This window comes from Streptomyces poriferorum, assembly GCF_019399235.1.
Taxonomy (GTDB): Bacteria; Actinomycetota; Actinomycetes; order Streptomycetales; family Streptomycetaceae; genus Streptomyces; species Streptomyces poriferorum.
The window spans coordinates 12,221-38,167 of sequence record NZ_JAELVH010000059.1 but is presented as its reverse complement, the minus strand read 5'-3'; the positions used below and the strand labels follow the sequence as shown (position 1 = coordinate 38,167).

Here is a 25,947-nt window from a genome sequence, read left to right as displayed (position 1 = left end):
CCCCGGGCCCGTACTCGTCCGAAACCCCGGACCCGTCGCGTCCGAAACCCCCGGGCCCCGTCGCGTCCGGAACGGTCTGCCCCAACCCGTATGAACCGGCCAGGCCACACCCTGCCCGAAATCCCCGCCCGAGGCGGCCGGACAGCATCCCGCGCCCCGCCTTCGGACGCGGCGGCGCATCATCCGCCGCCGCAACTCATCGTAAGAAAGAGGAACATTCATGAACCGTGCCCATCGCCTCGCGGCGTCAGCCTCCGCGGGGATCGTCGTCCTCGCCGCAACGGCTTGCGGCACGACGTCCGTCGACAAGACCGACGCAGCCGGCAGCAGTGCCAGTGCGGCGCCCGCGTCGGCGAGCTGCGCCGACGACACCACGGCCACCTCGACGAAGCCGGTCTCCTTCACGGACGGCGTCGGCCGGCAGGTGAAGCTCGACAAGCCCGCCAAGCGGATCGCCGTCCTGGAGTGGCAGCAGGTCGAGGACGCGCTGACCCTGTGCGTCACCCCCACCGCGGTCTCCGACGCCAAGGGATACAGCACCTGGGTCAGCGCGGAGAAGCTGCCCGGCGGGGTGACCGACATCGGCACCCGTGAGGAACCCGACCTCGACACCCTCTACGCGTCGAAGCCCGACCTCATCGTCGTGGAGGCGTTCAAGGCCGACGACGAGACCCTCGCGAAGCTGGAGAAGCGAGGCGTCCCCGTGATGGCCACGCTGGGGGCGGACCCGAAGGACCCGATCGGGAACATGAAGAACGTGTTCAGCATGATCGGCAAGGCGACGGGGCGCACCGAACGGGCCGACCAGGTGCTCAAGGAGTTCGACGCCCACCTCGCGACGGCGAAGAAGCAGGTCACCGACGCCGATCTGCCGACGAACGACTTCCTGTTCTTCGACGGATGGCTGGAGGGCGGCAACCTCACCGTCCGCCCGTACGGCAAGGGCGCCCTGTTCACCCAGATCGGTGAAGAGCTCGGCATGAACCCCGTGTGGACCGACGACGTCAACAAGGCCCACGGCGACGGAGGCGTCGACCCCTCCTACGGTCTCGCGCAGACCGACGTCGAGGGACTCACCGCGGTGGGCGACGCCAACTTCTTCTACGCCAATGACGAAGGGGCCGGCGGGTACGTCGCCGCGCTGGAGAAGAACCCGCTCTGGAAGACCATCCCGGCCGTGAAGGAAGGCCGCGCACACGCCTTCCCGTCGGGCGTGTGGGGAGCGGGCGGCCCGCTCTCCTGCCGGCAGGCGATCGACGCCTACGTCGACGTACTCGACAAGAAGTGAGCAAGTGAGCACCTCGCAGACATCGGTGTCCCGGAGGGAAGCGCTGCCGCGCGCCGAGCGCGGCGGCGGTCCCACCGGGGCGGCCGTCCTGGCGGCCCTCCTCGTCCTGACCGTCCTGGTGGGCATGTGGCACCTGACGCAGGGAACGTCAGGGGTCGGCGCCGGCGACCTGGTCGGATACTTCACCGGGGAACGGGAGAACACCGGCGGAGCGCCGGTCGGTGAGATCCTCATCGGCTCGCGCCTGCCGCGCCTGCTCGCGGGCGTGGCGGTGGGCTTCGCCCTCGGAGCGGCCGGCGCGCTGCTGCAGTCCATCACACACAACACGCTCGCCTCCCCGGACACCCTCGCGGTCACCGCCGGGTCCTATCTCACGCTCTCGCTCGTCGCCGCCTTCGGTCTCACCGTGCCCCTCTGGGCGTCGGGCGCCGTGGCGTTCGCCGGCGGCCTCGCCGCCGCAGCACTCGTGCTGCTCCTCGCGGGCCGGGCAGCCGGCACCTCGGGTACCCGTCTCATCCTCGCCGGGTCGGCGATAGCGATGGCCCTGGACTCGGCGACCGCGATGGTCCTCATCCTGTTCAAGGAGAACACCACCGGTCTGTTCGCATGGGGGAGCGGTTCGCTCGCCCAGATGAACATCGACGCGTCCGTGCGCGCCCTCCCTGTCGTGGTCGTGGTGCTGTGCGTCGCCCTGGCACTGTCCCGGCGGCTCGACGTGATGAACCTCGGTGACGACGCCGCGTCCACCCTGGGTGTGCCGATCCGGGCGACCCGCGTGATCGCCGTGATCTGTGCGGTGGTCCTGACCGGCACGGCAGTGACACTCGCGGGCCCGATCGCCTTCGTCGGCCTCGGCGCCCCCGTGTTCGCCCGGCTGATCGCGGGACGGGCCCGGGCGCTGCGCCGCCACCTCTTCCTGGTGCCCGCGGCCGGGCTGCTCGGCGCGCTGCTCATCCTGCTCGCGGATGCGACCCTGCGTGCGGTGCAGGGCGCGGACGGGGCCGCCTCCATCCCCACCGGCGTGCCGACCGCGCTGCTCGGTTCCGTCGTGATCGTGGTCCTCGCGCTGCGGCTGCGTGACACGGGACGGCTCCGGCAGCCACCGCACGCACGGGTCGCCGCACGGTCGCGCCGCGCGTTCCTCCTCGTCGTGTCCGGCACGGCGGTACTCCTGGCCGTGGCAGCCGTCGTGGCGGTCCTGGCCGGAAGTCTCTGGCTGCGGACCGGCGACGTCGCGCTCTGGATCCAGGGCGCCGCCCCCGACCTGATCGGGCAGGCGCTCGACGACCGGGTCCCGCGCGTGGTCGCCGCGATCCTCGCCGGTGCGGCACTCGGACTGGCCGGCTGCGTCGTGCAGGGCGCGGTACGCAATCCGCTGGCGGAACCGGGTGTGCTGGGCATCACGGCGGGCGCCGGGCTGGGCGCCGTGGTCATCGTCACGTCGGGGCTGTCCGGCGGCCGTCCGCTGCTCATCGTGGCGGCCGTCGTGACGGGGCTCGCCACGTTCGGGCTGATCGCCCTGCTGTCCTGGCGCGGCGGCTTCCTGCCCGACCGGTTCGTGCTGATCGGCATCGGCTGCGGCTACGGCCTCAGCTCCATCACCACCTTCCTCCTGCTGCGCGCCGACCCGTGGAACACGCCCCGGATCTTCACCTGGCTCTCCGGCACGACCTACGGGCGCACGTTCCCCGACGTCGTACCCGTCGCGGTGGCCCTGGCGCTCGCACTCCCCGTGCTGCTCGCCATGCGCAACCGGCTGGACCTGCTCGCCGTCGACGAGGACACCCCGCGCATCGTCGGCATCAGGCCGGTACGCGTACGCTTCGCGGCGCTGACGATCGCCGCGGTGCTCGCGGCACTCAGCGTGGCCGCCGTCGGCGTCGTCGGCTTCGTGGGGCTCGTCGCCCCGCACCTCGCCCGGTCACTGGTGGGCGCCCGGCACGGGCGGTCGATCCCGGTCGCGATGCTGCTCGGCGGACTGCTGGTCTGTGTGGCCGACGCCCTCGGCCGCACCGNGCTCCGGCAGTCCCGCGCGTGACACCGGACGGCGGCCGAGTCCGCCCAGCCGTTCACCCACCGGTGAACGCCCCGTCCTCTCCCTCCCCTTCCCCCGCCGTCCCGCCAGGAGCACCGCAATGCCGTCCCCGCAGGAAACGTCCGTGAAGAGCGTCGTCGTCCCGTTCGTGCCCGACGAGTCGCCGGCCTTGTCCACGCGGCTCGGAGGCCACCGGGTGCCGGAGCGCTGGCAGACGGCCGACCGCTCGGCCCACGCCCCTCACATCGTCGCCGTGCCGGGCGACGACGGTGAGGAGTGGACCGCTGCCGCGCTCGTGACGGCCCGCCCGGACACGGCCTATCTGAAGATCGTCGATGCCGTCGGCGATGTGCGGGCAGCCGTCGCGGCAGTCGTCGCCCACGCACGCCGCCGAGAGCTCGTGCAGGTCAAGTGGGAAGGCTGGACAGCAGACCCCGAGGACGCCGCCGCAGTCGGAGGGCGCGACCGGACCCGATTCCGGATACGTCCGCTGGCTGAGCGGCGGCGTGGTCGCCGAGCCCCCGTACTACGGGCAGACCACGCACTTCACGTGCGGCGCCGTCACCGCCCTGGTCGCGCAGGCGCACGCGGGGACGCTGCCGCGGGACGCCCTCGACCGTCAGGCGGAGCTGACGCTGTGGCGCGACGCGAACAACTTCCTCGCCTGCGAGCCGGTCGGGCTGGGCGTTGCCGTACGCCGGGCCTGGCCGTCGTCTCCCGTCGAGATCCACCTCGACACGCAACGGCCCGTCCTGCTCGACCATCACCCGGAGAAGGAACAGGAATGGCGTGCCCTGCTCCAGCGCGCCTCACGCACGGACGCCGCACGGACCGGTGTGCCGATCGACCCGGTCCACCTCTCCATGACCGCGATCCGGGACGCGATCGGCCGACGGGAGCACGTGCCGCTCCTGCTCTCGCTCGCCGGCATGCAGGGGTTCGACGTGCCGCACTGGGTGCTCTGCCACGGCGTCGTCCCCGGAGCCGTCGTGATCGAGGATCCCTGGGCCAATGCGGCAACGGGGGACACCTGGGTCGATGCCCATCTCCTGCCGGTCCCCGACGCGTCGCTCGACACGATGTCGACGCTCTCGCCGGACCGCTTCCGGGGTGCCGTGACCATCGGCCGCCCGGAGCGGCACGGCGGGGTTCAGTGCTCGCAGAGGGAGAACTCCCGCTCGTAGATCTGCTCGTTGTGCTCATCGACGAAGAACTTGCGTTCCTGCATGAGCTGTTCGCGGAAGCCCTTGGCCTGTTCGAGCGTCATGGTCGAGGCTTCGGACCACGGTTGTTGCGGCGGCACATCGGATGTCGAGACGATCTTCTCCGACGGGTCGACCAGGAAGAACGCGAGGATCTTGCGATGTCCCGCGCGGGTCGGGTCCGCGAGGCGGAACGATCCGACGCGGTGTTGCAGGATGTTCGGGAACGCCAGACAGCGGCCCGCCGGTGTCGATGCCGATCCCAGTGCCTGGTTCAGCGCGTCCTCGTCCTCCAGGCCGTAGACCTCCCGCAGACCGTTGTCGTCGTTCTGCTCGTAGCGCGGGTCGTCGAGTGCCGCCCGGAAGCTCAGCCGGCTTTCGGTGATGTTCTCGCTGTCCCAGTAGTAGATGCCGGTCGACACGATCCGCTCGTTCAGCATTCCCTCGACATGCCAGGAACCACCGGTGTACTCGGGCTTGTCCGGGGTGAGGTGAACAGTGGCGAGCTTGACGATGACCTGGAGACTGCGGCCGCGCAGGTCGACTCGGGCGGATGCGTCGGGCACCTGCGGCGCGACGAAGACCGGCGCGTCCGGAACGACCGGGCGGCGGCTATCCCACCAGTCCTCCTGGGCCACCTCCCATGCGTCGACGGCTTCCGCGTAGGCCTTGTCGTCACCGTAGGAGGATTCGTCCGGATACTCCGGCTCCGAGTCGTACCACCCATAGGGATCGGCCTCGATCCGCAGGGGCCGTGGATGACGCAGGTCGGTGAGCACCTTCTCGAACAGGGGGCGGACGCGTGCGAACAAGTCCGGGAGGACGGAGGCGAGTTCGTGATGAGCCTCTGGGTGAACGTTGTTGACGTACGAGCGGAATGCGACATCGCCGTCCGAACTGACGTCGACGTCCGTGGGCAGCCACTGGAACGTGTCCGAGAACTCGTACTTCGCATAGCGATCGGTCGGGTTCAGCCAAGCCCGGTCGGGCGCGCCGCTCACTTCTCTCACCAGACAGAACAGTGAGGGATGAACCAGATCCAGGACCTGGCCGTCGGATCCGGGATGCCAGTCCCGGTCGGCTTCGGGGACCTGTTCCAGAACCCGGACCGCCTCGCGCAGCCGGGATCCGAGCTTTTCGCCGATCAGCGTGTCCGACTGCCACACCCCGTCGACGGCGGACACCTCGATGCCGGTCCGTTCGTCCCGCAGGGCCGCGTAGTGCGCGAGTTCGGCCAGTACATAGCCGACCTGCGCTTCGGTGAGCCCCTGGGCGACCGCTTCCCGCGTCCACCTGGCGACGATGTCGGCATCGTTCATCTTGTCGAACCATCGCGGCTTCGTCCGAATGTGCGAGCTGCACCGCATCATCTGAAGTTCCCGCAGCGTCCGGGGTGTCGCGAACGACAGGGAACGGGCGGTGCGAAAGGGCAGCGGGAAGGCGGACAGGCCGGTCAATTCTCTTGATCCTCCGAGTCGGCGTGTGGTGGCGGGAACGATACTTCAGCCGACTGACAGCGCAGCAGCCGTCCCCGCCTTCGGGCGCCGGGAAGGAAGAGTCCCAGAAGACGACCGTGCGGGCCGCTCATGACCCGTACGTCATTCCGGGGCTGGTGCTCTTCCATCGTCACGCCCCACGCACACGCTCACGCGGTCTCCGCCGGCCCACTCCGGCTCCCGCTCGACGTCAGCGGCGCTCGACCAGGGCGCGGGCGGAACCGGCGATGTGGGAGCGGGAGATGCCGGCCGCGTCGAGGAGTTCGCCGGGGGTGCCCGAACCCGGCAGGCCCGTGACGGCGAGGTGGGCGAAGGCAGGGTTGCTGCCGGACGCCGCCAGGGCCGAGAGGACCGCTTCGCCGATGCCGCCTTCGGGATGGTGGTCCTCGGCGACGACCAGAGCGCCGGTGTCCGAGGCGGCCCGGACCAGGGCGTCGGCGTCGAGGGGCTTGACCGAGTACAGGTCGATGACGCGGGCCGGGATCCCGTCGGCAGCGAGTTCCTCGGCGGCGGCCAGGCACTCGTGCAGGGTGACACCGGCGCCGATCAGGGTGACCCGGTCGTCGTCACCGCCCCCGCGCAGCGTCTTCGACCCTCCCGGCGCGAAGGTCTCGTCCTCGGAGTACAGCACCGGGTAGGCGCCTCGCGTGGTGCGCAGGTACGAGATGCCTTCGATGTCCGCCATGGCGGCCGTCAGGGCGGCGGCCGAGGTCGCGTCGGACGGATACAGCACGGTGGACCCGAGGATCGCGCGCATCATCGCCAGGTCCTCGACTCCCATCTGGGAGGGACCGTCGGCGCCGATCTCCACACCGCTGTGGGTTCCGCACAGGGCCATGGTGATCCCGGAGACGGCGGCCATCCGGATGAAGTCGTGCGCCCGGGTGAGGAAGGCGGCGAACGTGGTGGCGTAGGGGCGGTAGCCGCGGACGGCCATACCGACGGCGGTGGCGATCATCTGCTGTTCGGCGATGTAGACCTGGAAGTACCGCTCCGGATGGGCCTTCCGGAAGTCCTCGGCGTGCGTCGAGTTGCCGACCTCGGCGTCCAGGGCGACCACTTCCGGGCGGGCGCCCAGAGCGGCCAGCGCCTTGCCGAAGGCGACCCGGGTGGCGACCTCGTCCCCGACGTCGTAACGAGGCAGCTCCACCGGGCCCGCTGCGGGGGCCGCGACCGCGGTGGCCTCGGGCGGCCGGGGGCCGCGCACCCGCAGGTCGCGTACTCCGCCGAGTTCCGCCACGGCGCGCTCGGCCAGATCCTCGGGCAGCGGTTTGCCGTGCCAGTTCTCCTGATCGGCGACCTCACTGACGCCCCGGCCCTTGACGGTCCTGGCGACGATGACGGTGGGTGCCTGCCCATCGGCCGCGGTGGTCAGGGCCCGGTCCACCTCTTCCAGGTCATGGCCGTCGACCACCAGGGCGCGGCAGCCGAACGCCTCGGCACGCCTTGCGTAGGCGGCAGTGTCCCACTGGAGCTCGGTGGGCCCGCTCTGACCGAGCCTGTTGACGTCGACGATCGCGGTGAAGTTGGCCAGCTGGTGCCGGCCCGCCTTGTCGAGTGCCTCCCAGACGGAACCTTCGCTCATCTCGCTGTCTCCGCAGAGCACCCATACCCGGTAGGGCTGCTTCTCCAGGTCGCGGCCCGCCAGCGCGATGCCGACGCCGTAGGCGATGCCCTGGCCCAGGGAGCCGGTGGCCACGTCGACCCAGGGCAGAACCGGGGTGGGGTGGCCCTGGAGGCGGTGGCCGAACCGGCGGTACGTGGTCATCAGCTCCTCGTCACTGATGACTCCGGCTGCCTTGAACATGGCGTAGAGGAGAGGCGACGCATGCCCCTTGGAGAAGATGAGGTGGTCGCCGGCGGGGTTGTCCGGCGCGTGGCCAGTCGTCCCAGTGGAGATGGCGGGCGAGCAGCACGGCCATCAGGTCCGCTGCCGAGAGACTGGAGGTGGGGTGCCCGGATCCCGCGGACGTGCTGGAGCGCACCGAGTCCACACGGAGCTGCTGGGCAAGCTCGAAGATCTGGAGCAGGTCGGTGCGGGAATCGAGCGTGGTCGGTCGGGCGGACATGGCCAGGTCCTTTCGTCGGGGGCCGCGAGGCGACGCGAGAAAGGGTTCCCCGGATTCGCGCGGTCCATCACGCCCCCGGGCCCGCTTGACCTCGTTCGGCCGTGGGCCGAAGAACGGGGCCGCGCCGGCCCTCGTGCCGCCCCGCATCCGTCTGACTCTTCGTATGTTCCTCAACTCACCTGTCTCGTAAGGGTTTCCCGGGGCATCCGGAGTACAGGAAAGGAGGGCCATCGGATGACGACTCCCCTCAGACGCCTTCCCGGACGCATGCCCGCCTGGGCGAAGGTGATGACTGCCTTCGTGCTGGTGATGGCGGTGCTGTTCGCCGGGATCAGGCTGGCTGTACTGCCGGGCATCAAGGATCTGTTCGGTACCGAGACGACCGACCGCTCGGGCCCCGCTGTCCTCAAGTCCATCAAGGACATGAGCCGTTTCGACGCCGCCTCCGGAAACTTCCAGGTGGTCGTCGACCTCGAGAAGGACGCCAAGTACCTGCCGGACGCCGTACGCGGCTCCCGCACGCTCTACGTGGGTGCGGGCACGGTGGAGGCGTACGTGGACCTCGGCAGCGTCGGCGGGAACGGCGTGACGGTCAACGACGACCGCACCTCTGCCACCCTGCGGCTCCCGCACGCGCAGCTCGGCAAGCCCGCCCTGGACGCCGACCACTCCTACGCCGTCTCCAAACAACGCGGCCTGCTCGACCGCCTCGGAGACGTGTTCTCGGACAACCCCAACAGCGAACACGCCGTGCAGAAAATCGCGGTCTCGCACATCGGCGATGCGGCCAAGGACAGCGGACTGACCACGAGGGCCGAGGCCAACACCACCAGGATGCTGGAGGGCCTTCTGCACTCCCTGGGCTTCAAGGACGTGCGGATCACCTACGGGACCTGACGGCAGGCGCCCCGGTGCGTCATCTTGACCGGGAACCGCCGGCCCGACTTCGCCGGTCCAGAAGATCCCGGTCGGGATGACGCGTGGCCGCCCGTCTAGTCCGTCGTATGCACGGCCGTGGTGTGAGACCGGCTCAACAGCGCCATGTGGCCCACCCACGGCCGTGCAGTAGCGCCCGGCTCGCCCGCGCCCGCGGCCATCGTGCCGCGCCCGCGGCAGAGGGTTGGGTGAACTCGGATGGACCACTGTATTGACAGTACGCCGTCATGTCGCTGTGATGAATGGGAGCGCTCCCACCGTGCTTCCGCTGCCCTGTCCTACGGTTCCCCACCCCGAGGAGGCGCACATGCCGAATCTTCTTCCACGATTACTGCGCAGACCCTGGACGGCGGCCGTGGCCGCTCTCGCCCTGGTGTTCTCGGTCTTCGTCGTGGTGCCCGCCAGCGGTTCGGATATGGCGCCCGGATGCCGGGTCGACTACACCGCCAACGAGTGGGCCGGCGGCTATTCCGCCCAGGTGCGCATCACCCACACGGGTTCCGCGCTCAACGGCTGGCGGCTGACGTGGACGTACGACGGTGACCGGAAGGTCACCTCCGCGTGGAACGCGACCGTCACGCAGACCGGTCACGCCGTGACCGCCGTCAACACGGACTGGAACGGAGCGCTGAGCGACGGCGGAACCGTCGACTTCGGGCTCCAGGGGACCTGGCAGTCGGCCGGCTCGGCGCCCACCGACTTCACCCTGAACGGCGTGTCCTGCGGCGGCGACGGCACCTCACCACCGACCACGCCACCTCCCACGACGCCACCCCCCACCACACCGCCTTCGGCGGAGTGCGGTGATGCCGCCGTCTGCGAGGACTTCGAGGACCAGGCCGGTCCTGCCCCCGCCGGGAACTGGCAGTTCACCGCCCCCGACTGCCAGGGCACGGGCACGGCCGCCGTCGACACGGAGGTCGCGCACAGCGGCACGAGATCGCTGCGGTTGGACGGGCGGGCCGGCTACTGCAACCACGCCTTCGTGGCTGCCGCGGCGGACCTGTCGTCGGTGGGTCCGGTGCTGCACATCCGCATGTGGGTACGGCACACCACCGCGCTCCCTGCCGCGCACGTCACCTTCGTGTCGATGCCCGACAGTTCCCAGGCCGGCAAGGCGTTGCGGATCGGCGGCCAGAACGGCGCCCTGCAGTGGAACCGGGAAAGCGACGACGCCACGCTCCCGGCGCAGAGCCCGGTCGGGGTGGGACTGAGCAGGCCCCTGCCGACAAACAGCTGGCAATGCGTGCGGTTCGCGGTCGACACCACGGCGCCGGAACTCGACACCTGGCTCAACGAAGAACAGGTGCCGGGGCTGCACGCCGACGGCGTACCGACCCAGGACATCGACCAGCAGTGGCTCTCCCGGACCACGCCGCCGAGGCCCACCGCGCTGCGGCTGGGCTGGGAGAGCTACGGGACCGGCGACGACACCCTGTGGTTCGACGACGTGGTCGTCNCGGTCGAGATGCTGTTCGAAACGCCCGGTCGGAAGGGGGCGGCCGGGCGTTGGGCTTTTGTCGCCGGAAAGGCCCGGCCGGGCGTTGGGAACTTGTCATCGGTAAGGCCCGGCCGGGCGTTGGGAACTTGTCAGGCGAGGGTGAATCCGCTTCGGACGACGCCGTATTCGGTTGGCTCCACCCAGCACGTGTACCGGCGGTCCAGAAGGCCGGAAAGGCCGATCCCCAGCTGCCCCGCCAAGTCGGCGGCACCGGTCCTGAACGTCCGGGTGGGGTCGTCCGTTGCCTGGAAATGGGCGGTGGCTCCGCGCAGCTCCACGACGACGTAGGTGACACTCTTCCCTTTTCGGGCCGGTCGGCCGCCCTCGTCCTGCTGATGAGCGTCATGGCCGTCCATCGCCTGACCGCAGATGCCGCAGTGCGCGCCTTCTCGCTGACTGTCCATGGAGGGGAAGGTACCTCCGTACGGGAAGTGGCCCTGCCTGTCGCGCTCAGAGCATGGCGCTGCGGGAGCTACGGGTGTTGGTGACCGTCACCGTCGCGGTGTCCGAGCGGTAGCGGTCCTCGGACCATTCGACGGGGGTGCCGTGGGAATCGGTCGTCAGGCGTCGTTCCCTCAGGAGCGGGAAGCCCTCGGGGACGTCCAGGAGTTCCGCGTCCAGGCTGTTTGCGGGTACGGCGTCGAACGTGTGCCGGGCCGAGTGCAGATCTACGCCCTGCTCGGTGAGCAGGGCGTAGATGGAGCCGGCGTCCAGATCGGCGGAGATCAACGGGCGGCCCACCGACTCGACGTACGTCATGCGCTCCAGCATCGCGGGGCGTCCGTCGAGCAGGCGCAGCCTGATGAGCTGGACCGCGAGGTCGTCCGCGTTGATCTCCAGGGCGGCGGCGATCTCCGGTTCGGGGCGCCGCAGCGCGATCTCCTGCAGTTTCTGCCCAGGGGTGTGTCCGGTCAGTTCCGCACGGTGGGTGAAGGACAGGAACGACTCGAACGGCTGGGTGGGGACCGTGTCCAGCACCACCGTCCGCTTCCCCTGGCCGCCACCGATGAGCCCCTCGTCGCGCAGGGTGGCGAGCGCCTGGCGGACCGGTCCTCGTGATGCCGAGAACTCCTCGCACAGCTGGGACTCGGACGGCAGTGACTCGCCGACCTGGAGCTTCCCGGAACGAACCCGGTGGCGGAGTTCGGCTGCGATGGTCCGGTGCAGAGGTGTTGCCATGGACTTGACTCTACAGATGCCTGCCGATGCTCCTCCTGCCGTCGGTCACCTGGCCGTGTGGTCTGCTCCGGCACCTGGGCCCCGGTGCGCTCCGGGCGTAACCGGCGCGAACTACCCACCCGGCGTGTGGTGTTCGGACGAAAGGCGAGGGGCGGCAGGTGCCGGGGACGCCCGTGCGGGCCGGGCCGAAGAGTGATTCTGCATCCGCTGTTCACCCAGAGTTTCGCCGCGGCCGCGTAGGGATGTCTATACATGTTGCCTACTCGCATGCAAGTAATCATGCGCAAGCAATCATGACGGATTGGGTTTGACGCCATGCCTGGGACCACCTCCGATGAACTCGTCACCGTTCGCTACGCCCGCTGGGACGGGGTCGACCGGCCCTTCACTCTGGTGAACGCCACGACCCCGCGGTCGCCCGGTGCGGGGGAGGTGCTCGTGCGCATCGATCTGGCCACCGTATGCGGCAGCGACCTGCACACCGTGCACGGCCGGCGGCCGTCCCCGGTCCCCGCGGTGCTTGGGCACGAACAGGTGGGGACCGTGCTGGCGGTGGGGCCCGGGGCGCCGTCCTGCGTGGACGGCACGCCGGTGGTGCCGGGGCTGCGCGTGGTGTGGTCGGTCACCGCCTCCTGCGGAAGCTGCCGGCGCTGTCTGCGCGGCAACCCGCAGAAGTGCCAGGGCCTGCGCAAGTACGGGCACGAGCCGTTCGACGAACGTGCTCCCCTGACCGGCGGGTTCGCCACCCACTGCCTGCTGCTGCCGGGGACCGCCATCGTCGCCGTGCCCGACGGGCTGCCCGACGTGGTCGCCGCCCCGGCCTCCTGCGCCACCGCCACCGTGGCCGCCGTCCTGGCCGCCGCCGGTCCGCTGGAAGGGCGTGAGGTGCTGGTCACCGGGGCGGGCATGCTCGGCCTGACGGCGGTGGCGATGGCCGCCCTGGGAGGCGCCCGCGTGACCGCTGTCGATCCGTCCCCGGCGCGGCGGGTGCGGGCCGGACAGTTCGGAGCCGCCCGGGTGCGGGACGTGAACGAACCTCCCGGCCTCTTCGACGTCGCTCTGGAGCTGTCGGGGCGTACGGAGGGTGTGGCGGCGTGTCTGTCGGCCCTCGATGTCGGAGGAATCGCCGTGCTGGCGGGCTCGGTCTCTCCTGCGGACGCGGTGTCCGTCGACCCCGAGTGGCTGGTTCGGGGGCTGCGCACGGTCACCGGTGTGCACAACTACCGTCCCGCCGACCTCCAGTCGGCCGTCGCGTTCCTTGCCGCCCGCCATGCCGCGCACCCCTTCGCCGGCCTGGTGGAAGGGGCGTACGCGCTGAGCGATCTCGGTGTGGCCGTGCGGGCCGCCCATGGCGCGGATGCCCCGCGGCAGGCCGTTCTGCCGGCTCTGGGCTGACCCCTGCCCCGCCCGCGAGGAGGCCGGGCGCGGAGAGCGTGACCCGGGAGCGGGAGTGGGTGAACACCGCATGCCGTCCCGAAGACGTGCGTGAACGCGGAATGACTTGTAGATACAAGTCATTGTCCTTCGCCGCGCACTCTGCCAGCGTCTGCGTACGAGCCCTCAGACGGGCCCTCACCATTCGGTCTTCGTATCCGCGCCGGGCGGACCCGAGGCCGCGTTCCGAAGGAGAAGAGATGCCGGACAACGGGCTGGACAGGCGGAAGATACTGACCGGCGGCGTCGCAGCCGCTCTCACGGCCGGTGCCGCCGCACCGGCGTTCGCCGCCGGCGCCGCGCCGGGCCCCGCAGGGAGTGCCGAAGTCCCGCTGCGCGCCGCCGTCCTGGAGTACGAGGACCCCTGGACCAAGGCTCTGGGGCTGGCCGAACTGCTGGGGCAGGCCGGCTTCGAGGTCGTTCCGCTCGACCTGGCGCTTCCGGCGGACGAACAGCCGCAGCCGGTCGACCTGATCGCCTTCGGCACGTTCACGAACAACAGCGGTGAGTACCTCGAGTACGTCGCCGACCAGGCCGATTCCCTGCGGCGGTTCGTCGCCGGCGGCGGAGTCGTCCTGGATCTGGCGCAGTCCGACCAGTACGGCGCCCCGGTGGCCTATCTGCCGGCCGGTGTGTCCGCGGTGCGTACGGACGCCGACTACGACACGGTCTACCCGGTCGATGCCGGTCATCCGCTCGTCAAGGGGCAGCGTGTCAGCAACGGCCGGCTGTTCACCGGCCGGAACGCCAGTCCGCGGGTGAGTTACGAGACGGTCCAGCGGTGGAGTTCGATGCGGGTGCTGATGGCGTGCGCCGCCTCCGGGTTCCCGCCCGCCCTCCTGGAGGGCCAGTTCGGCGCCGGACGGTTCCTCGTGACCAGCCTGACCCTGGACAAGATCCGCAACGGTGCCGGCGTGGTGGTCCAGCCTGCCGAGGCGGTGGCGGACAGTGCGGCGTTCTTCGCCGCGCTGTCCGGGTACGTCGCGTCGGTGCGTTCCGGTACGGCACCCGCCGTGGTCCCGACGCCGATGCCGCCGGAGCGGCCGGTCGGGCCCATGGTCGGCCACACCGAACCCGGCAGCGCCCGCATCTGGGCCCGCCCCGGCCTCGACCCCTCGCTGCACGCCCGCTGGAACTGTGCCTACCGGAAGGCCGGCAGGCACGACAACAGGGCCTGGCGCACCGTCACCACCCGCATCGAGCCCGACAACGACCACACGCTCATCGCCCAGCTCCGGGGTCTTGCCCCGGACACGGCGTACGAGTTCGTCCTGACCCCGGTCAAGGAGGCGGCCGGCTTCACGCCGATGGCCGGCTCGTTCACGACCTCACCCGCTCCGGACAAGCCTTCCGTGGTCACCATGGGGATGGGCTCGTGCGGATCGTCGGTCCCCGACCACGTGTGGACGAAGATCATGGAAGAGGGCTGCGACAGCTTCGTCATGCTGGGGGACACCCCGTACGTCGACAGTGCCGACCTCGCGGTGGCACGGCAGAAGCACCGTACGTTCCTGGTGCAGCCGGAGATCTCCCGGATGATCAGCTCCATGCCGGTCTGGGCCACCTGGGACGACCACGACTTCGGGGGCAACGACTTCCACGGCGACTACAAGAGCAAGCGCCAGAACCGCACGGCCTTCGTCAACTACCGTGCCAACCCCACCTTCGGGCAGACAGCGGACGGGAAGATCCTCACGCAGCGCACGGACGGCGAGGGTGTCTATACATCCTTCCGTCGTGGACCGATCGAGGTCTTCCTGCTCGACCCGCGCTGGTTCAGCCGAACCGCACCGAGCTGGGCCGACAGCACCCAGCTGACCTGTCTGGGCACGGTGCAGTGGGACTGGCTCCGCAAACAGCTCCGCAGGAGCACAGCGCCGTTCAAGGCCATAGCCACCGGCATGATCTGGGACGACAAGCAGAACGCCGAGAAGGACGACTGGGCCACGTACTCCTACGAGCGGGAGGCGATCTACGACTTCATCAAGGAGGAGGAGATCCCGGGCTGCTTCCTGATCGGCGGCGACATCCACGTCTCCCGGGCCCTGAGCTACGGACCGCGGGTCGGCTACGACCTGTGGCAGTTCATCGTCAGCCCCCTGCACGACAGCACCATCCCGAGTCTCAACGTGCCCAGCCCCCACCTGGTGCACAGTGCAGTCGAGCCGCACGTCTTCCTCAAGCTGGTCGCCGATACGACGCTCGACATGCCGACCCTCACGGCCACCTGGATCAACCGTGACGGCGAGCGCCTCTTCGAGGTGACCCGCACCGCGGGCGAACTGGGCCACACCTCCTACCCCAGGCCCTCCGGCAGTGGACGCCATGACGGAGCCGCGCGGCAGGCCGGCGCGGAGGGTGAGGGCCGCCACCGCTGAGCCCCGCCCCCTTCGGCCCGCCTCGCATTCCGGGGCGGACGACCCGTTGCCGACTCACAGATGAACAGTTGGCGACCTGTCCATACAAGCGTTGACCGGGGTGGCTGTGCCTGACACGTTGGCCACAGCCGCCCCGGCGAGCGAGTCCCCCCACACCGTTCGTACCGCTGTACCGCGTCATTTCCCCCGTGCTGCCCCTGAACCGGAGTTCACCGTGTCCGTCCGCCCTTTCACCCTTGCCACCGCGCTCGCCGTTGTCGCAGCGCTGTCCCTGACCGCCTGTGGCGGCAGTTCGGACGCCGCTGAGTCCGCCACCTGCCCCGGCGGCAAGGTCCGCTTCGGTGTTGAGCCCTTCGAGGACCCCGCCAAGCTCACCCCGGCCGCCGAGGTCCTCGCCGACGCCCTTGGTGAGAGCCTGGACTGCGAGGTGGAGCTGACCGTCACCGACGACTACTCCGCCGAGGTGCTCGCCATGGAGAACGGCAAGCTCGACATAGCCATGTTCGGTCCCCTCGGTTACGTCTTCGCCAGCGGGCGGGCCAAGGCCGAGGCCGTCGCCTCGTTCGGGGACGGCACGGGGAAGGTGTCCAGCTACACCGCCGGCATCTGGGTGCCGAAGGATTCGGCCGTCACGTCGGTCGCCGGTCTCAAGGGCCACTCCCTCGCCCTGGCGTCCGTCGGATCCACCTCCGGCGACGCCCTGCCCCGCCAGGCGATGCTCGACGCCGGCCTGAAGAAGGACGACGTCAAGATCAACTACGCCGGCGGTCACCCGGAGGCGCTGCTGGCCCTCGCCAAGGGCACGGTCGACGCCGCCGAGATCAACTCCCAGCAACTGGCCGGCGCCACCGCCGCCGGAACCTTCGACCCGGCCGGGTTCCGCAAGGTGTGGAGCTCCGATCCGATCCCCAACGACCCGATCACCGTCCGTGGAGACCTCGACGCCGAGTTCAAGAAGGCCGTCACCGACGCCCTGCTGAAGCTGCCGCCGGACAAGGTCGGCGAGATCGGCGCCCTCCTCGACGTCGACCCGCCCGCGCCGCTGGTCGCCGTGGACAAGTCGACATACCAGCCGCTGTTCGACCTCGCCGCCACCCTGAACCTGACCGAGAAGGACGTCTGATGCTCGCGCTGTCCGGGATCACCGTGCGGTACGGAGAGCGGCAGGTGCTGCACGGGGTGGACGTCGACGTCGCCCGGGGCGAACTGCTCGCCGTACTCGGGGCCAACGGCTCCGGCAAGTCGACCCTGCTGCGAGCCGCCGCCGGCCTGGAACCGATGACGGCGGGCAGTGTGGGCATCGACGGGAAGCCGTGCGGGCCGCTGGACATCGCCGTGGTCTTCCAGCACATCCACCTCGTGCGGCGGCGCAGTGTCCTGGAGAACGTGTGCGCCGGCGCGCTCGGCCGGCTGTCGCTGCGGCACTCGCTGGTTCCCGCCCTGTTCCCGCGCGCACTGCGCGAGGAGGCGATGGCCTGCCTGGACCGGGTGGGACTGGCCGACCGCGCGCACGAACGCGCCGGCCGTCTCTCCGGCGGTCAGCAGCAGCGCGTCGCGGTGGCCCGTGCCCTGTGCCAGCGCCCCCGCGTCCTGCTGGCCGACGAACCGGTGTCCGCGCTGGACCCGGCCGCGTCCGAGCAGGTGCTCGCGCTGCTCGCCGAACTCGCCCACGACGCGGGCCTCGCCGTCCTGGCGGTCCTGCACCAGCCCTCGCTCGCCGCCCGGCACGCCGACCGCGTGGTCGGCCTGCGGGACGGCCGCGTGATCCTCGACGGGCCGCCCGGCCAGGACGTCGATGCCCTGTACCGGCCCGCGGTCATGGAGGCCGTCTCATGATCGATCTCGATGAGGTGCGGAGGCTTCCCGTCCCCGCCAAGCCCGTCCGGCCGCGGGCCACCGCTCTCGGAGCCGTGGTCGCCGCCGTGGTTCTCGCCGTCCATGTCATCGCGTGGAACACGACCGAGATGTCCTTCGGTGCGCTGGCCGAGGGCTGGGGCGGCATCGTGGACTTCCTGGCTGACGCGATCCCTCCCGACCTGAGCTGGGACGTACTGGAACCGAGCCTCAACGGCGCCCTGGTGACCCTGTGGATCGGGCTGCTCGGCACCACACTGTCCGTGCCGTTCTCGCTCCTCCTGGCCCTGCTCGCGGCGCGCGGAACCGCCCCCTCGGCAGCCGTCTACCAGGCGGCGCGCTCGCTGCTGTCGTTCCTGCGCGCCGTACCCGACGTGGTCTTCGCCCTGATCTTCGTCACCGCTGTCGGTCTCGGCCCGTTCCCGGGCGTACTGGCGTTGCTGCTCCACAACGTCGGCGTGATGGGCAAGTTGTGGGCGGAGGCGCTGGAGGACGCCGACCCCGGACCCGTACAGGCCCTGCGCTCGGCGGGAGCGGGCCGGATCCAGGTGGCCGCGCACGCCCTGTTGCCGACCGTGACCCCCCAGATGACCGGGCTGCTGCTGTACCGGCTCGACGTCAACGTCCGGTCGTCGCTGGTGCTCGGCCTGGTCGGCGCGGGCGGCATCGGGTTCCTGATCAACCAGTCGATCAAACTGTTCCAGTTCGACGAGATGCTGACGCACATCCTGGTGGTGCTGGTCCTGATCGTGGCCGTCGACCGACTGTCGGCCCTGGTGCGGCTGCGCCTGGCCTGAGCGCGACTCCCGGTGCGGTGGCCCGCCCCGCACCGGGAGCCGTGGTCACCGATCCCGGGTGGCTCCGTAGTGGCGGAGGAACAGGATCGCGGGCAGGAGACAGAGGAAGGCGCGGGCCAGGCCGTAGACGGCCATGGTCGGCGCGGCCCGCAGACTCGCCACCGAAGCGGTGGTCATGAAGGCGGGCGTCAGCCAGGTCAAGGCCGGTGTCGCCGACCGCGCCGCGGCCGTGCGGGGTCCGGGCAGGTCTGCCGACGTTTCCGTACTGCTCATGAAGAGGTCTCCTCGGGAGAGAGGGTCAGGAGGTGAGACCGCTGAGGGCGTCGCCGATGTACTTCACGCCCAGAACCACCAGGAGGGTGGTCATGATCGCGCTGTTGTGCCGGGCCATCCATTCCTTCCATCCGCCGAGCACCTCCGTGGCCCTGGCGCCACCGGCGAGGTAGACGCCGAGCGGGACCAGTGCGCAGAGCGAGGCGATCAGGACCATGAGGACGGCGGCGACGGCCTTGCCGCCCGCGCCGGCGGTGGAACTCGCGATGGAGACGGCGCCGCCGATCGCCAGAACGAGGTTCTTGGGGTTGGCGACCACCAGGATGACGGCGAGGCCGGCGGCCTTGCCCGGGCTGAAGGTGTCGATGGCCTTCATCCATGCCGGCGTGGCGGCTTCGTGCCCTGCACGGGGTCTGTCCTTCCACTGCTTGGCGGCGAACAGAAGGAAGAGCACGCCGAGGGCGAGCTTGAGCCAGAGCGTCCAGGTGGCCGGCCCGTCGTCGCCGGAGGCGTCCGCGCCCGACCCGGCGAGGACCACCACGGTGACCACGGCTGCGACGGCGACGATCCAGCCGGCGGTGAACGCCAGGCCGTTCGCCCGGCCCTTCGGGGTGGCGAGCATGAGGATCACCGCGATGAGCGGCACGGGGCTGATGGCGATACCCACGGCGGAGGTCAGCATCTGACCGATGGCGTCACCCATGATCGTCTTCGTGTGTCATGTAGTCGTCCGTCCTCTTCCGTACGGCCGTTGGTGCGAGGTTGTGCTGATCCTCACGGGCATTCCCGGCCACGGCGCCATGGTGGGAGCCGAACGAGTGAACGGGTGGTCAGGCATGGAATGCCGCCTGTTCCTGAGATGCGTGGTTCGTCTGTTCAGTTTTGAATGGTCGGTGTTCGGCGCCCTACCGGCGTCTTTTTCTGCTCGCATCCGCGGAGGATTCATGGCCACGCTGACCGTCTGGAAATTCGACTCGCCCGAAGGTGCCGCCAGTGTCGAGAGCACCCTCCTGGAATTGCAGAAGCAGGAGCTGATCAAGGTGGTCGACGCGGCCACGGTCAGCTGGCCCGCTGACGCGACGAAGCCGAAGACCAAGCAACTGAGCAACCTCGCCGGTCTCGGAGCGCTCTCGGGCACCTTCTGGGGCATGCTGTTCGGCCTGATCTTCTTCATGCCGCTGCTCGGGGCCGCCGTCGGCGCCGCCGCCGGCGCACTCGGCGGGAAGATGGCCGACGTCGGTATCGACGACGACTTCATCGACTCGGTCAAGTCGAAGGTCACCCCCGGTTCGTCGGCGCTCTTCCTCCTCTCGCAGGACGCCGTGGTCGACCGCGTCCGGGCCGCGTTCCCCTCCGGCCACTCCGAGCTGATCCAGTCGAACCTGGACAGCGAGAAGGAGGCGAAGCTGCGCGAGGTCTTCGCCGGCTGACCTCCCTCCCAGCTGTTCGTGAGCCCGCCGTGCCGTGATGTGCGGCGGGCTCTGTATCCGGGAAAGGGGGTGGGCCGATGCCCGGACGGTGGACGGCGCCGCTCCACGGGGCACGGCTGGGCAGACCGACGCCCTCCGACGTCAGCTCGGGCGCGGTGACCGGGCTCTTCTCGATTCCGGAGGGCATGGCCTACGCGGCCATCGCCGGATTCAACCCGGTGGCCGGTCTTTACGCGGGTGTGGTGCCGGCGATCGTCGGCTCACTGACCTCCCGCACGGTCCTCATGGTCACGACGCTGACCAGCGCGATCGCACTGACGTCGCAGAGCGTGCTGTCGGACGCCGGGCTCGACCCGAAGGACGCCGGCGACATCGCGCTGCTGACGGTCATGGTCGGTGCGGTGATGCTGCTCATGGGAGTACTGCGGCTCGGGGCGGTGATGAGCTTCGTCTCCAACGCCGTCATGACCGGCTTCTCCACCGGCATCGCGCTCCAGATCATCACCGGCGTCCTGAAGGACGCCACCGGCTACGAGCCCCAGGGACACAACCGGCTCGTCCAACTCGGCGACTGGCTGTGGCACATCGCCGACTGGCAACTCGCCGCCACCCTCACCGCGCTCGCCACCGTAGCCCTCTGGGCCCTCGCCCACGCCGTGAGAAGGCTGGAACCGGTCGCGCTGCTCATCGCGATGGTCGCGGTCAGCGTGGGCGCGGGCCTGCTGGGCACGGACATCGAGACGGTGAAGGACATCGCCTCGATTCCCGGCGCCCTGCCCTCCTTCACCGCGCCCGACCTGTCGGCCGTCCCGGACCTGGCCTGGGGCGCGGTCTCGGTCGCACTCGTCGGTCTCGCCCAGGCGGCCGGAATCGCGCCGTCGATGCCCAACCCGGACGGTTCGCGCTCCGACATCAACGGGGACTTCCGCTCCCAGGGGTACGCCAACCTCGCCGGGGGTCTGTTCCAGGCGCTGCCCTCGGGCGGTTCGATGTCCCGCACGGGTGTCGCGGTGTCCGCGGGTGCCCGCACCCGGTGGGCCGGCATCGTCTCCGGCATCTTCCTCGCCCTGGTGGTGCTGCTGTGCGGCTCGCTCGCCGAGCGCATCCCCATGCCGGTCATCGGCGGTCTGATCCTGGTCGTGGGCGGCGAACTCATCTGGGGCAAGCGTCACGACATCCTGCTCGTCCTGCGTACGTCATGGATGTCGGCCGGAGCCATGGTGCTGACGTTCCTGGCCACCACCCAGCTCCCGCTCCAGCAGGCCATCGTCCTCGGAGCCGTACTGTCGTTGCTGCTGTACTGCGCACAGTCCGCCCGCCAGGCCGGGCTCATCGCCCTCGTACGCAAGGACGGGGGCCGCTGGGAGACCGGTGAGCCGCCCCCCACGCTCGACCCCGGCACGGTCACCGTCCTCTACTACGCCGGCTCGTCCTTCTTCGCCGAACTGCCCAGGATCGAGAGCAGGCTCCCGGCCACGGACGGGGCCCGGGGAGCGGTGCTGATCCTCGTCGTACGGACGATCCCCGACGTGCCGTCATCCGCGATGCTCAAACTCCTCGACCGGTATGCGAAGGGCCTCGCCGACCACGGCGGCCGTCTGATCCTGTGCGGCGTCGACCCCTCGCTCGTACGCCTGCTGGAACGGACCGGGATCTCCGGCCGGCTCGGTGAGAACGGGATCGTCCCGGCCGCTCCCGAACTGTTCGGGCCCCTTGCGACCGCGCTCGAGGACGCCCGGCGATGGGCGGCCGCCCGGTCACCCGACGGGCCCCCGCCGTCCGCATAGAGCCCTCCGCTCCCGGGACCGTGGGCACCCTGCTCCGAGTGCCCCGCCGTCGATGGCGGTTTGACGACACGTCGTGAAACCGCCACCGGTCGCCCTTCCGTCCTGCTCCGCCACGCGCCGATGATCGAGCGAACGTCACCGGCGCAGTCCAGAGTGGAGCAAGGCACATATGACGCATGTCCCGGAACAACGACGCCTGTCCCTGGTGATGGCGGCCGCCGTCCTCGCCGCCGTGGCGGGCACGGCGCCCGCGGCCGTCGCCGCACCCGGCCCGGGCACCACGCCGAGCGCCGTCGGTGTGCTCGCCTCCCTGGACGACCAGGAGCGAGAGGCGCTGCACCGGATGGCGACGCTGGACCTGGGCGGACTCCATGTCACGGACAAGGCCGCGCTGAAGTCCGCCGACCCCGTCGACGTCATCGTGCAACTGCGGACGCCGCCCGCCAGGACCGCCCGTCTGCTCGCCGCCGCCGAGGGGCGCAGCCTCAGCGAGACGGACGCGAGCGCCGCGGTCACCGAGGCCCAGAGCGCGTTCCGTGACGTGCTGAGGGACATGTTCCCCGCGAAGCAGGCGACCGCGGGGAAGTCCGGCCGGCAGTCCCAGGCGCCCCGGTTGCACCGCAGCTACACCCACAGCTTCGACGGGGTCAGTCTCAGCCTGCCGGGTGACCGGGTCTCCGAACTGCTCGACCACGCGGAGGTCGCCTCGGTGTGGCCCGACAGCACGGTGAAGGCGCTCTCCGACCCGGAGGCCACGGGATCCGGTGGCGGGGAGACGGACGGCGCCGAGGACGGCGTGGCCCGCCTGCACGACGAGGGCATCACCGGCAAGGGCGTCAAGGTCGGCATCATCGACACCGGCATCGACTACCGGCACCCCGACCTCAAGGGCGTGTACGCGGGCGGCTACGACTTCGTCGACGACGACGCCGACCCGATGGAGACCACGTACGAGGACTGGAAGGCCTCCGGCCAGGCCGAGACCAACGCCGGTTCCACGTACTACACCGAGCACGGCACCCACGTCGCCGGCATCATCGCCGGGCAGGGCGCCGACGCGAAGGCGCGCGCCGCGCACGGCGTCGCCCCCGACGCCTCCGTGCACGCCTACCGCGTTCTCGGTCCCTACGGCAGCGGCAGCACCAGCAACATCATCGCCGCCATGGACAAGGCGGCCGACGACGGCATGGACGTCGTCAACATGTCGCTGGGCGCCGCCATCAACGACCCGCTCAGCCCGCAGTCCATAGCCGCCGACAACCTGGTCCTCGCGGGCGTCACCACCGTCATTGCCGCAGGCAACAGCGGCCCGAATCCGGGCACCGTCGCCACGCCGGCCGCGTCCGCCCTCTCGCTGACGGTCGGCGCCCACTCCGAACCGCTGACGCTGCCCGCGTACACGCTGACCGCCGGACCGGCGACGGCGCAGGGCAGGCTGCTCGCCCAGCCCTACGGCGACGCCCTCGACAAGCTGACGGACGGCTCCCTCGACGTCATCGACGTCGGAACCGGCACGGCCGTCGGCTACACCGGCAAGGACGTCACCGGCAAGGCCGCCCTGGTCCGGCGCGGCGGCATCCCCCTGGACGAGAAGGTGCGGCGCGCGCAGGACAAGGGCGCCGCGGCCGTTCTCCTCGTCAACGACAACGCCGACGAAGGGCACATCCCGTTCTACATCGGTGAGAACCCGCACTACGTCCCGGCGTTCTCACTGACCGCGGCGGACGGCGCCGCGCTGATGGCGACGGGCGCCGAGGTCTCCTTCGCCTCCGCCGGTACCTTCCGGCTCGGCGACGGCGCGCTCGCCGACTTCAGTTCGCGCGGACCGGTCTACGGCAGTGCCGCCATCAAGCCCGAGGTCACCGCGCCCGGCGTCAGCGTCCTGTCGTCCGTCCCGGCCGACATCGTCGACCCGGCCGGCGACGACTACACGTACGCGTACGCCCGCCTCAGCGGCACCTCGATGGCCGCGCCGTACGTCGCCGGCACCGCCGCGCTGATGCTCCAGCACGACCGTAGGCTGAGCCCGGACGACATCAAGACGGCGCTGATGAACTCGGCGACCGCCCTGCCCGGCGAGGTCAGCGTGTTCGAAGCCGGCGCGGGAGCAGTCGACCCGTACGCGGCCGTGCACGCCACCGCCGCCGTAGAGGTCCCGGAGACCATCCCGCACGTCACGGTCGACGGTACGCAGACCGAAGTCGACGCCGTCACCGGTGCGCTGGACCTCGGCGTGCTGCCGGTGGGCCGCGCCACGAACCTCAAGCGCACCCTGCGCGTGGTCAACGACAGCGGCAGGCCCGTCACGTACGACGTGCGCACGGCCTTCAGCCGAGGCTCCGGCGCTTCCGCGGACGCGGACGCCGCGCACATCACCCTGACCACCAGTGACCGGATCAAGGTCGGAGCCCACGGCAAGAAGTCCGTCGCCGCCGCCCTGCGCGTGCCCGCCGGAGCCCCGGCCGGCTACTACGAGGGCACGGTCACGCTGACGCCGCGCAGCGGCAGCGGGGCGCCCGCGCTGCACGTCCCGTTCGGGCTGCGGGTTGCCGAGTCCGGGTTCGAGGAGGTCGACATGACCAAGTCGGTCATGTCGACCGGGCAGGGTTCCGAGGAGGGAGCCGTCGGGTCCGGGGCGGCCACCTTCAACCTGCGGATGGCCGGCCAGCTGCGCAGCATCGACATCTTCCTCACCGACGCCGACGGCAAGGACCTCGGCTACGTCGGCGGCATCAACACCGTCGGTCTCACCGAGGGCGTCCTCTACGGCCCGGCGACGGTGGGCCCCTGGTACTTTCCGTCGACCGGTGACAAGGCCACCCCGTTCGACCCGCGCGGCCGCTTCATCGACGACGGCCACTACAAGCTGCGCATCGTCGGCACGGACGCCGCCGGCGGCACCGACAGCGAACTGCGTGACGTGTACGTGGACTCGGAGCTTCCCTCGTACCAGGACGCCTACGGAGCCTGGGACCCGGCCCACCCCACCGTCGTCGAACAGCCCGCCGACGCCACGACGTTCCCCGTGACCGGCACCCTGCTGGACGCCCAGGCCGACGACATCCGCGATGCGGGCCTCGACATCGGTCAGAGCGACAACCGCCTGTACTACTCGCTCTACAGCCCGAACGCGCCCGAAGGGAACCTCCCCGTGGGGTCCGACGGGACGGTGAACGGGCAGGTCAAGCTTCCCGTCGGCCCGCCCGTCGCGCAGCTCAAGCTGTGGCCCACGGACGCGGCGGGCAACATCAGCGGGATCCGCCGGATCAACATCATGAGGAAGGGCACGCCCTACGCGGTCGGCGACGCGAGCGCGTCCTCGGCGAGGGCGGGGGACCGTGTCACGTACACGCTGACCGCCCACGAGCTGAAGAACTGGAAGTCGTTCACTTCGCAGATCCGCTACGACGACCGGAACGTCAAGCTCGTCGGCATCGAACCCACCGACGAACTGAAGGCACACGGCCCGTCCGCGATCCGCCGCACCGACGTGTCGGCCGGATCGTCCTCGTACAGCACGCTCTCCTTCGATGTCGCCGACAGCGCGGGCCTCAGCGGCGATTCGATGCCGTTGGTGAAGGTGACGTACGAGGTGACCGGTGGCACGGTGACGGCGAACGCCGGCCTGAGCACGGGCAGCACCTCGGCCGTCGACACGGCGGGCACCAAGACGAACCTGAACATCCAGTTCTACGGTGCGGTGCGGATGCTCAACCCGACCTCTACCTTCGTCGCCCGCCCGGCCGTCCAGGCCCTGCTGACCCGGGAAGGCGCGTACGACAACGTCCGCGACCACACCGCCGACGGCATCGAGGCGACCCTCACCGCACCCGACGGCACCAGCCGTGAGGTGGCCCTGGACAAGACCGGCCGGATCTCCGTCAGCGGGCTGACCCCGTCCGACAAGCCGTACCGGTTCCGGGTGACGGCGCCCGGCCACTTCACCTGGACCGAGGACATCGACCTCGGCCTGGACGGCACCTGGGGCGTGGCCGGCAACACCGGCAACTCGGCGGCCGCCCTCGTCGCCGGTGACGTCAACGGCGACGACGTCGTCGACGTCCGGGACGCGGCCGCCGTGTACGCGGCACGCGGGACGGCCGAGCGCGCCGCCGACATCGACCACGACGGCACCGTCGGCGCGAAGGACCTCGCCTGGGTGAAGGACAACTACCTGGCGCAGAACAGCAGGGCCGACCGGTACACCGACCCGGTCAAGCGCCTGCGCGGCAAGTCGCTGGAGGACTACCTGGACCTGATGTAGCCGGACGGCCGTCGTGACGGGGTT

At 70.4% G+C, this 25,947-nt stretch carries 14 protein-coding genes and 4 pseudogenes; 13 read left to right on the top strand and 5 right to left on the bottom strand.

Annotated elements, in window-relative coordinates; genetic code table 11:
* The first annotated feature begins 220 nt into the window (after nt 1-220).
* The 3 genes and pseudogenes from JGS39_RS13440 to JGS39_RS13430 all read left to right on the top strand — a co-directional run bounded on the left by JGS39_RS13440 (nt 221) and on the right by JGS39_RS13430 (nt 4,507).
* A complete protein-coding gene (locus tag JGS39_RS13440) occupies nt 221-1,288 on the top strand; it encodes an iron-siderophore ABC transporter substrate-binding protein (protein ID WP_219569094.1) in 1,068 nt (355 codons plus the stop codon).
* A gap of 4 nt (nt 1,289-1,292) precedes the next feature.
* A pseudogene (locus JGS39_RS13435) lies at nt 1,293-3,302 on the top strand (iron ABC transporter permease); the annotation flags it as partial.
* Nucleotides 3,303-3,423: 121 nt separating this feature from the next.
* Nucleotides 3,424-4,507 (top strand): annotated as a pseudogene (locus tag JGS39_RS13430) (peptidase C39 family protein).
* Here the strand turns inward: JGS39_RS13430 and JGS39_RS13425 are convergent.
* Together JGS39_RS13425 and JGS39_RS13420 are read right to left on the bottom strand one after the other, a co-directional pair.
* Nucleotides 4,474-5,982: a DUF4246 domain-containing protein gene (locus JGS39_RS13425; protein ID WP_219569090.1), complete on the bottom strand. Its 1,509-nt coding sequence runs from the start codon at nt 5,980-5,982 to the stop codon at nt 4,474-4,476. The pseudogene JGS39_RS13430 and the gene JGS39_RS13425 sit on opposite strands and share 34 nt — an antisense overlap.
* A 229-nt stretch (nt 5,983-6,211) precedes the next feature.
* Nucleotides 6,212-8,090: pseudogene (locus JGS39_RS13420) on the bottom strand (transketolase).
* Nucleotides 8,091-8,324: 234 nt separating this feature from the next.
* On the opposite strand from JGS39_RS13420, the gene JGS39_RS13415 reads away from it, so the two are divergent.
* Together JGS39_RS13415 and JGS39_RS13410 are read left to right on the top strand one after the other, a co-directional pair.
* Nucleotides 8,325-8,987 carry a DUF4230 domain-containing protein gene (locus JGS39_RS13415; protein WP_219569088.1) on the top strand — a complete coding sequence of 221 codons (663 nt, stop codon included), beginning with the start codon at nt 8,325-8,327 and terminating at the stop codon, nt 8,985-8,987.
* A 346-nt stretch (nt 8,988-9,333) separates the two neighbouring features.
* Nucleotides 9,334-10,485, top strand: a pseudogene (locus JGS39_RS13410) (cellulose-binding domain-containing protein); the annotation flags it as partial.
* Nucleotides 10,486-10,977: 492 nt separating this feature from the next.
* Here JGS39_RS13410 and JGS39_RS13405 read toward each other — a convergent pair.
* Nucleotides 10,978-11,706 (bottom strand): GntR family transcriptional regulator, encoded by a 729-nt coding sequence (locus JGS39_RS13405; protein WP_236062702.1) that lies wholly within the window; start codon nt 11,704-11,706, stop codon nt 10,978-10,980.
* Between the two features lie 315 nt (nt 11,707-12,021).
* Here JGS39_RS13405 and JGS39_RS13400 point away from each other — a divergent pair, with 315 nt between their 5' ends.
* From JGS39_RS13400 to phnE, 5 genes are all read left to right on the top strand, one after another.
* Nucleotides 12,022-13,101: a zinc-binding dehydrogenase gene (locus tag JGS39_RS13400; RefSeq protein ID WP_219569086.1), complete on the top strand. Its 1,080-nt coding sequence runs from the start codon at nt 12,022-12,024 to the stop codon at nt 13,099-13,101.
* 239 nt (nt 13,102-13,340) lie between these two features.
* A complete protein-coding gene (locus JGS39_RS13395; RefSeq protein ID WP_219569084.1) occupies nt 13,341-15,518 on the top strand; it encodes an alkaline phosphatase D family protein in 2,178 nt (725 codons plus the stop codon).
* A gap of 214 nt (nt 15,519-15,732) precedes the next feature.
* On the top strand, nt 15,733-16,641 hold the full coding sequence (locus JGS39_RS13390; protein ID WP_219569083.1) for a phosphate/phosphite/phosphonate ABC transporter substrate-binding protein: 909 nt from the start codon (nt 15,733-15,735) through the stop codon (nt 16,639-16,641).
* Nucleotides 16,641-17,354: a phosphonate ABC transporter ATP-binding protein gene (locus tag JGS39_RS13385; protein WP_219569081.1), complete on the top strand. Its 714-nt coding sequence runs from the start codon at nt 16,641-16,643 to the stop codon at nt 17,352-17,354. The genes JGS39_RS13390 and JGS39_RS13385 overlap by 1 nt, the downstream gene beginning before the upstream one ends.
* Nucleotides 17,351-18,169 (top strand): phosphonate ABC transporter, permease protein PhnE, encoded by an 819-nt coding sequence (gene phnE / locus JGS39_RS13380; RefSeq protein ID WP_219569079.1) that lies wholly within the window; start codon nt 17,351-17,353, stop codon nt 18,167-18,169. The genes JGS39_RS13385 and phnE overlap by 4 nt, the downstream gene beginning before the upstream one ends.
* A 45-nt stretch (nt 18,170-18,214) precedes the next feature.
* Here the strand turns inward: phnE and JGS39_RS13375 are convergent, their stop codons facing one another.
* Together JGS39_RS13375 and JGS39_RS13370 are read right to left on the bottom strand one after the other, a co-directional pair.
* Nucleotides 18,215-18,442, bottom strand: coding sequence for a hypothetical protein (locus tag JGS39_RS13375; protein WP_371930446.1), 228 nt, complete (start codon nt 18,440-18,442; stop codon nt 18,215-18,217).
* A 25-nt stretch (nt 18,443-18,467) separates the two neighbouring features.
* On the bottom strand, nt 18,468-19,145 hold the full coding sequence (locus JGS39_RS13370; protein ID WP_219569077.1) for a GAP family protein: 678 nt from the start codon (nt 19,143-19,145) through the stop codon (nt 18,468-18,470).
* A gap of 241 nt (nt 19,146-19,386) precedes the next feature.
* Here JGS39_RS13370 and JGS39_RS13365 point away from each other — a divergent pair, with 241 nt between their 5' ends.
* From JGS39_RS13365 to JGS39_RS13355, 3 genes are all read left to right on the top strand, one after another.
* Nucleotides 19,387-19,872, top strand: coding sequence for a DUF1269 domain-containing protein (locus JGS39_RS13365; protein WP_219569075.1), 486 nt, complete (start codon nt 19,387-19,389; stop codon nt 19,870-19,872).
* Between the two features lie 77 nt (nt 19,873-19,949).
* Nucleotides 19,950-21,659, top strand: coding sequence for a SulP family inorganic anion transporter (locus JGS39_RS13360; RefSeq protein ID WP_219569073.1), 1,710 nt, complete (start codon nt 19,950-19,952; stop codon nt 21,657-21,659).
* A 169-nt stretch (nt 21,660-21,828) separates the two neighbouring features.
* The gene (locus JGS39_RS13355) at nt 21,829-25,923 is read left to right on the top strand and encodes a S8 family serine peptidase (protein WP_219569071.1); all 4,095 of its coding nucleotides are present in this window, start codon (nt 21,829-21,831) and stop codon (nt 25,921-25,923) included.
* Nucleotides 25,924-25,947: the final 24 nt, after the last annotated feature.

Coding starts and splice junctions, on each gene's coding strand:
- JGS39_RS13405 (WP_236062702.1), bottom strand. CDS start 11,706: ATGGCAACACCTCTGCACCGGACCATCGCAGCCGAACTCCGCCACCGG.
- JGS39_RS13395 (WP_219569084.1), top strand. CDS start 13,341: ATGCCGGACAACGGGCTGGACAGGCGGAAGATACTGACCGGCGGCGTC.
- JGS39_RS13370 (WP_219569077.1), bottom strand. CDS start 19,145: ATGGGTGACGCCATCGGTCAGATGCTGACCTCCGCCGTGGGTATCGCC.
- JGS39_RS13440 (WP_219569094.1), top strand. CDS start 221: ATGAACCGTGCCCATCGCCTCGCGGCGTCAGCCTCCGCGGGGATCGTC.
- JGS39_RS13385 (WP_219569081.1), top strand. CDS start 16,641: ATGCTCGCGCTGTCCGGGATCACCGTGCGGTACGGAGAGCGGCAGGTG.
- JGS39_RS13355 (WP_219569071.1), top strand. CDS start 21,829: ATGACGCATGTCCCGGAACAACGACGCCTGTCCCTGGTGATGGCGGCC.
- JGS39_RS13365 (WP_219569075.1), top strand. CDS start 19,387: ATGGCCACGCTGACCGTCTGGAAATTCGACTCGCCCGAAGGTGCCGCC.
- phnE (WP_219569079.1), top strand. CDS start 17,351: ATGATCGATCTCGATGAGGTGCGGAGGCTTCCCGTCCCCGCCAAGCCC.
- JGS39_RS13375 (WP_371930446.1), bottom strand. CDS start 18,442: ATGAGCAGTACGGAAACGTCGGCAGACCTGCCCGGACCCCGCACGGCC.
- JGS39_RS13400 (WP_219569086.1), top strand. CDS start 12,022: ATGCCTGGGACCACCTCCGATGAACTCGTCACCGTTCGCTACGCCCGC.
- JGS39_RS13360 (WP_219569073.1), top strand. CDS start 19,950: ATGCCCGGACGGTGGACGGCGCCGCTCCACGGGGCACGGCTGGGCAGA.
- JGS39_RS13415 (WP_219569088.1), top strand. CDS start 8,325: ATGACGACTCCCCTCAGACGCCTTCCCGGACGCATGCCCGCCTGGGCG.